This is a genomic window from Pantoea sp. B566, from assembly GCF_024793925.1.
GTDB classification, from domain to species: domain Bacteria; phylum Pseudomonadota; class Gammaproteobacteria; order Enterobacterales; family Enterobacteriaceae; genus Pantoea; species Pantoea ananatis.
Map to the genome: position 1 here is coordinate 1 of NZ_JANUQL010000001.1, position 5,852 is coordinate 5,852.

The 5,852-nt window shown below is 46.8% G+C and carries 6 protein-coding genes; 4 read left to right on the plus strand and 2 right to left on the minus strand.

Annotation, left to right across the window (positions count from 1 at the left end):
• The first annotated feature begins 62 nt into the window (after window positions 1–62).
• Together NYE92_RS00005 and NYE92_RS00010 are read left to right on the plus strand one after the other, a co-directional pair.
• Window positions 63–338, plus strand: coding sequence for a hypothetical protein (locus NYE92_RS00005; protein WP_259018251.1), 276 nt, complete (start codon window positions 63–65; stop codon window positions 336–338).
• A 230-nt stretch (window positions 339–568) separates the two neighbouring features.
• A complete protein-coding gene (locus tag NYE92_RS00010) occupies window positions 569–1,495 on the plus strand; it encodes a HindIII family type II restriction endonuclease (RefSeq protein ID WP_259018252.1) in 927 nt (308 codons plus the stop codon).
• Here the strand turns inward: NYE92_RS00010 and NYE92_RS00015 are convergent, their stop codons facing one another.
• Both NYE92_RS00015 and NYE92_RS00020 read right to left on the minus strand, forming a co-directional pair.
• On the minus strand, window positions 1,496–2,410 hold the full coding sequence (locus NYE92_RS00015; protein WP_259018253.1) for a site-specific DNA-methyltransferase: 915 nt from the start codon (window positions 2,408–2,410) through the stop codon (window positions 1,496–1,498).
• 1,450 nt (window positions 2,411–3,860) lie between these two features.
• A complete protein-coding gene (locus NYE92_RS00020; RefSeq protein WP_259018254.1) occupies window positions 3,861–4,295 on the minus strand; it encodes a hypothetical protein in 435 nt (144 codons plus the stop codon).
• 141 nt (window positions 4,296–4,436) lie between these two features.
• On the opposite strand from NYE92_RS00020, the gene NYE92_RS00025 reads away from it, so the two are divergent.
• Together NYE92_RS00025 and NYE92_RS00030 are read left to right on the plus strand one after the other, a co-directional pair.
• The gene (locus tag NYE92_RS00025; RefSeq protein WP_259018255.1) at window positions 4,437–4,664 is read left to right on the plus strand and encodes a DUF2442 domain-containing protein; all 228 of its coding nucleotides are present in this window, start codon (window positions 4,437–4,439) and stop codon (window positions 4,662–4,664) included.
• Between the two features lie 665 nt (window positions 4,665–5,329).
• Window positions 5,330–5,852 (plus strand): DUF2778 domain-containing protein (locus NYE92_RS00030; protein ID WP_259018256.1); only part of this gene is annotated, 523 nt, incomplete at its 3' end.

Genomic DNA, 5,852 nt, shown 5'->3' on the forward strand with positions numbered 1-5,852 from the left:
GCCCGGTTCGCGGAACGGGTTGATGGCCTATGGCTACGTAGACGTTCAGGGAGATAGCAAATTTGCAGACTGCAAAATTCGTTAAGAAAGCGGCGGGGTTCGCTATGTGCTTTGTAGTGGCGTTTATGATGTCCCGGTACGGGATGCCGCTCTATTCGTTGACAGCATGGATTGTTGACCATTCTCATCAGGCCTTTGGCCGCTACCAGGCTGATGTTTATGAGGCTGGCACCGATCCCCTGACCTTCTTTGCTCTGCTTGCGGTTATCACTTTCTACGCCGCGATTCTGTATGGCCTGATACGTGTGATGTTTAGGAAGCTAAAAGGCACCGCATGAACCACTTACTGTCGGGAAATCTTCGCCAGTAAGTGCCATTTCAGGTCACTTCATTGCTAACGGCTGTGACAGAGTTAGAGTTATCAAAGCGGGGTATGGTGAATTACCACAAAATGATCTAAACCTAACCAGATCATCATATCGATAACTGAGTATTAACTAAATAATTCTGTTAAGATAATCAATTATAGCTTCCTCATTTTTATAAAATAAATCGGTAGATGGTCAAGATGGATCTAATTAATTTTAATTTTATTAACAAAATAGCAATAGAAAGAAGACAGTATTGGATAGATGAAATAGTAAAACTTAGCGGTCATTTTGTTAATGACTCGGGGCGGGTTGAACAAGAGATTATTAGTGAAGTGGCAGCTTCTGGCTATCAAGCTTTACTCGATCATCTTAGATTATGCACTGCTATACCAGAATCATATTCCCATGATTCAAGTGAGGAAAAATTATATTCAAAATACACAGATGCATTAATTTCTGAATGTTTTAAATTTATGGGGTTAAACAGTGTTGTTTTAACAGAACGTGCTGATGCAGCTGATGTAGAAGTTGTTTGCGATAATTATTCTTTTGTCGCGGATGCAAAAGTTTTCCGTCTTAGCAGAACAGCGAAAAATCAAAAGGATTTTAAAGTTCAAGCAATGGATGGTTGGAGGAACACTAAAGACTTTGCAATGGTGGTTTGTCCAATTTATCAGCTACCGGTTAAATCAAGTCAGATATATCAGCAGGCAATCGTTAGGAATGTTTGTATTTTTACTTATACACACTTGGCTGTTCTTGTAAGGTATTCAACTATTACTTCCAAAGAAGATATAAAATTCTTGCTAGAAAAAATATTTAGATCAGTTATTTTGCTTAATCCGAGTAAAGATAGTGTTCAATACTGGTCTCAGATAAACAGAACCATGCTAGAACATGATGAGAGAATACCACCACTTTGGTTGGATGAAAGAAAGGCAACTACAGAAGGTATTTTAGCGTCAAAAAAAATAGCTATAGAGTATCTTTCACGCGAAAGAGATAAAATTTTAAGGATGAGCAAAGAAGAAGCTGTTAATGCATTGATAAAAATGCATAAAATAGATAGCAGGATAGATCAAATAAGCAAAGTGACAGAGAATAACATTCTGTCACTTAGTTGATTATTTTTTCAATCTTCTGTTGCTGATTTCCACATATGCTGGGTTAAGTTCAAAACCTATGTAATCCCTACCCAGCTCTTTGGCTGCGACAAGTGTAGATCCACTCCCACTAAAAGGATCTATTACTAACTGTCCTTCTTGAGTTGTTAACTCAATTAGTGTTTTCATTAGAGATATTGGCTTTTGCGTTGGATGCAACCCACCCTCACGGCTAGAAAAACCTGCGGATATTACATTCTCTGGTTTTCCATTCCTGGCTGTGAAGGCATCTTGATTATAAGCACCAACGCCATGTAAAATTGCATTGTCTGCTATGGTTCCGCCTATTTTATAAGGTTTTGAAAACCATAGTATAGGCTCAAAGGTTGGTTGTAGATTTCCTACTCTCCAGCCATTCCATTTTTCTGTATTAAAAATATCGCCGCGTCTTTCGTAAACACAGCTTAATCTTTGTGCGCGATGCGGTGCTTTCGTTCGCATCCAAGCAATAATATCACGCAAGTTAAAACCAGCATCTTCCATTGCGCATATGCACCTATGAGAAAAACGGCGACCAGCAAAAACAATTGCACTAGCTCCTGGCTTCAATACCCTGAACCATTCACTAGCCCATTCCTCACACCATTTCTGATATTCTAAAGGTATTTTTCTGTCCGCGTCAGACCATCCGTTTATTGGCTTTCCTCTTTTTTTAAATATTGCCCCTGCGTTTTTTTGTGCTGGACTAGATCCCAAGTAAGCATTGTTTGAATTTTTATGTAGTACATCCCAATCTTCTGCACCAATACCATATGGTATGTCACTAAGTATTAAGTGTGCGGATTGAGAAGGTACTCTTTTTATTAACGAAATAGAGTCACCGTTAACGACAGAGTTATTTTCTATTTCGTTAAATAATGATGTTTCTTCAAACATTTCACTTCCTGCTATCTTACGGTTAAAAACACGCTTCATTGTACATAATAAAGTGTCTTGACGCAGGATAACCTTTCGTCGTAGCCTTCCTAAAAGAAAAAACCGCCTGGGGAGGCGGTTTTTTCAAGGTTCAGCAAGTTGGGGAACTTCTGGACCGTGGTAACTGGCTTAAACGGAGCGCAGTAACCAAATCTGTCCTTTCAGTGTAGCCGTAGACAGGCTATCACTTCAAGAACTCTTGTAAAGTCTATTAGACAACCTCGCTCCGTAATCCAGCTACCAATGGCTATCACCAGTGGCGATTCGTCGTGTCTTTAGGGTTTGGATTCAAGAGATAAGTTACCCTGAATTCGTGGTAGTCGGGCTGAACGGGGAGTTCGTGCATACAGCCCAGCTTGGAGCGAACCACCTAACCAGACCCCAGCATCAGGCGTGGTATGAGAAAACGCGGCCATAACAGCGGAATGATGTGGGTAATCTGCAGGGTGGGAACAGGAGAGCGCACGAGGGAGCTACTCACCGGAAACGGTGGGGATCTTTAAGTCCTGTCGGGGTTCGCCACTTCTGACTTGAGCACCTGAGATCTGTTGATTTCAGTGATGTTCGTCAGGAGGGCGGAGCCTATGGTAAACGGGTTCCCCGCGGCCTGTTCTTTCCTTACCCTCATTCTGCATCTGTAAGCCTACGTCCCTGAGAGCGTAACGCCCGCCGCAGACTCATGACCGAACGGAGTGAGCGAATGAGCGAGGAGGCGTCATGTCATCTGTCCGTGCATAAAGCACGTTACGCCCGGATTTCCATATTCGTTGGTGCCGTTTTCTTCAGGCAACAGTATGCCCGGTCACGGCTTTCATCGCCTTAACCCGTATTTTTTTCAGACTTGATGCATTGGGTTACAACAATCCTGGTGCGCGGTCTGCGCCGGGTCCGTGGCGTCGCTTTGCGGCTGCAATCAGGACGAAGTGTTGTTGAGTTATTGCCGGGGACGGTTTGGCACTCTGTGCCTCCGCCTGCTGTCTGATAACAGGTAACCCCCGAAATTCAGAGCCGGTTGCCCGGATGAATCCCCTTCGCCGCACGAGTAAACGTGTCTTCTGGCTGCGAAACCTGAGTTTCACTTTGTAGCCCGATGCTGCATCCCTTTTCTGGTGCGGCTTCCGGGCCGTTTTTTCGCCGTGTCACTTGGTAATCGCTTCGCGCTGACGCAAGTGACACGGCTGCCATCCGACCTTTCCGTGATGTTTGCAGCCGCCCTAAGGCGCTCCTCTCAGGCTGCGGGAGCATTGGCAGGTGATCACCCGAAGGCGTTCCTCTCAGATCACCGGAACATTGGCGTGTGACCGCCCGAAGGCTCCGCTCTCAGGTCACGGCGGTTTTGGCAGTTGCGGCACGCAACGGTTTTCACGGTCAGCATAGCGCAGCGGGGATAAAGGACTCAAGTGGCAGCATACTACCCACGAAAAAAACGCTGCCAGAATCCCTTACTTTTTTCCTGCTTAAGCTCATCATTAAGGCGTGTTATCTCCTGCTGTAGTTTATGGTGTTCCTCTTCTATCTTTACCCGTTCAGCCTCACGCATAGTCTTGTCTTCCAACATTAGAGTAAAAGCCTGTTTCAGCTCTTTTACCTCTTTCACCAAGGAGTTAAGAACCTCGGGTGTAAAATTGTCCTGTGTATTTTTACTATGTAAAACACTGGGAATTTTTTTTACAGGAAGACTTATATTTCCGTATACCCTAACAAGTTCTGATATGTCTATGACGGGGTTGTTTTTCTTATCGCGTGACGCGGTAACTTTTCCTTGATTTATATGGTTATAGAGTGTTCTCCGGGTCACACCTGCAGCTTTCGCTGCTTGTGTAAGATTCAGGTGTGTTTCTGCCACTGTATACCTCGTTTTTTCATTGGTGTGTAATGTGTGAAATTTTACACCTGAATTCAGGCCGCTTCTTGATGACCATATCAAATGCCCTGTCAGTGTTACTATACGGTGAATGGGTATCACGAAGACCAAGAGGAGGCAATAATGAGCGTCTCAATCATCGCTGCAAATTTTAACGAGGGCTTCATGTGGCTGGAGCTCAGCGACGGAAGAATACTGGGTATCCCGTTAGCCCTTTTTCCTGCACTCAGGAATGCCAGCGCGGAAAGACTGGCTGATTTTGAGTTGAGTCCACAGGGTATTCACTGGGATGCCCTAGACGAAGATTTATCTCTGAAAGGGCTTCTTACCCCAACACCGCTGCAGCCTTAACATGCATGCCCTGGTGAATAAACCGGACAGGAAATGTTTTGTGTCCACCGCTACCTCAGTGACGGCTCACAAAACGCTGGTCAGGGCTGCGCCCCGACACCCCGCGAACGGCTCACGGCCGCGAAAAAATTCCGCGCCCGTTCACCGTTACCACTGAACCCCTTCATCTTATGTCCTCCCGGTTTCGCTCTCAGAATGGCGCCAGTGAAGTACGGGGTTTAAGCCGCCACAATGAGGTGTGGCGGAAACAGAACGTGAGGGCGGTGATGATGCGGTTTATGAAGCAGGTAAGACTGGTGCTGGAGTGCCTGAAGCTGGCGGCAGACCTGTGGGACCGGTACGGGGGGAAGTGATGGCCTTTTAGCGGTTCCGGCGGATTTTAGCCGCTAAAACTGCGGCCAGGCGTTTCCGTGCATAGCCATGCAGCCGGCCTGAAATTATCTCCCCACTGGTGGCGTTTTTTGCGCATGCGTAACACCGCTTTTTGCGCGTTTCGCGGCAGATCCGCGCGGAGGACGCCTGCGGCGGTGCGGCCAAGGGGTGTTATGGTAAATCCGGGCGTAGGGCAGACACGGGTGATGCTGGGTGACAAAGCCGGAGGCCGATCGTTAATTTTTCCCTGCAGGAGTGATAGCATCGGCCTGACAACTTACAGGGAGCGTTTCATGCTAAAGATGACAATGAGCTACAACGACCTGGCAAAGGGGGGCGGCGAGGCAAAGCTGCAGGTCTACGGCGTGGGTACATTTCCGGTCTTTTCTGGCCAGAAACCTTACACGAACGATCCCAACTGCGCTTACCTGCCGAACAGTGCCATTCCGGTTGGCCGTTACTGGATTGTTCCGCGCCCCGAAGGCAGTATCGCAAACCAGATCAGGGGATGGGTTGTTGATTTCTGGAATAACTCAGACCATTCAGAGTGGTTTGCGCTGTTTAATTCGCAGACCATGACTGACTCGATATTCATCAACGGCGTGGCACGGGGCGGTTTTCGCCTGCATCCTCTCCGGCCGGACGGTTCAGGAGAAAGTGAGGGATGTATCACCTTTGTGCGGCGCACTGACTTTTACACGGTCAGGCACGCGCTGTTACGCACACCAAAAATCCGCGTGCCCGGTTCGCGGAACGGGTTGATGGCCTATGGCTACGTAGACGTTCAGGGAGATAGCAAATTTGCAGACTGCAAAA